This is a genomic window from Variovorax sp. P1_H12_2, assembly GCF_056405335.1.
The window spans coordinates 1-1,054 of the sequence record NZ_JBFUCI010000779.1; the positions used below are offsets into that span (position 1 = coordinate 1).

Annotated in this window: 2 protein-coding genes; both read right to left on the reverse strand. The window is 65.7% G+C overall.

Annotated features, from left to right (window positions below; all coding sequences use genetic code 11):
* Window positions 1–113 precede the first annotated feature (113 nt).
* Entirely contained in the window at window positions 114–830 is a 717-nt protein-coding gene (locus AC1D2K_RS35085; RefSeq protein WP_478095081.1) for an ABC transporter ATP-binding protein, read from the reverse strand.
* Window positions 831–1,054: ABC transporter ATP-binding protein C-terminal domain-containing protein (locus AC1D2K_RS35090; RefSeq protein ID WP_478095083.1), on the reverse strand; the 224-nt coding region annotated here is incomplete at its 5' end.

Here is a 1,054-nt window from a genome sequence, read left to right on the forward strand (position 1 = left end):
GCCAGGCCCGTTGGTGAAACACCGTGGAACCGGCTTTGCCGGGCCACCGGTGTTGCCCCCGGTAGGGGGTGGGCGCCCGGACACGAAGTGCCGGGCAACCTGGGGGCGAGCAACTATTCCCCAAGGTACGCAGCGCGTACCTTGGGGTCGCTGAGCATGATCTTGGCGTCGCCGCTCATGGTGATCAGGCCCGACTCCATCACGTAGCCGCGATCGGCCAGCTGCAGCGCGCGGCTGGCGTTCTGCTCGACCAGCAGCACGGTGACGCCCTGGTCGTAGACCTGCTTCACGACCTCGAAGATCTTGTCGACCATGATCGGCGACAGGCCCATCGACGGCTCGTCCAGCAGCAGCACCTTGGGGCGCGCCATCAGCGCGCGGCCCATCGCGAGCATCTGCTGCTCGCCGCCCGACATGGTGCCGGCCAGTTGCGTGGCCCGCTCCTTCAGGCGCGGGAAGGTCGCGAAGACGCGGTCGATGTCCTTCGCGATCTCGGCCTTGTCCTTGCGGATATAGGCGCCGATCTGCAGGTTCTCGGTGATCGTCATGCGGGTGAACACGCCGCGGCCCTCGGGCACCATCACCAGGCCTTCGCCGACCAGGTCCCAGGCGCCGCGGCCCTTGATGCTCTTGCCGAGAAACTCGATCTCGCCGCCGAGGAAAGGCAGCGTCCCCGTGATGGCCTTCATCGTGGTCGTCTTGCCCGCGCCGTTGGAGCCGATCAGCGACACCAGCTCGCCCTCGCGGACCTCGAAGTCGATGCCCTTGACGGCCTGGATGCCGCCGTACGCGACCTTCACGCCGCTCACTTTAAGTAGAGTCTGTGCCATCTAGTGCCCTCCCGTGCCGAGGTAGGCCTCGATCACTTTTTCATTTCTCTGCACGTCCGCCGGCGTGCCCTCGGCGATCTGCTTGCCGTAGTCGAGCACGGTCACGCGATCGCACAGGCCCATCACCAGCTTCACGTCGTGCTCGATCAGCAAGATGGTGCGGTTGTCCTTGCGGATGCGGTCGATCAGCTCGCGCAGCATCACCTTCTCGGTCGCATTCATGC

Coding starts and splice junctions, on each gene's coding strand:
- AC1D2K_RS35085 (WP_478095081.1), bottom strand. CDS start 830: ATGGCACAGACTCTACTTAAAGTGAGCGGCGTGAAGGTCGCGTACGGC.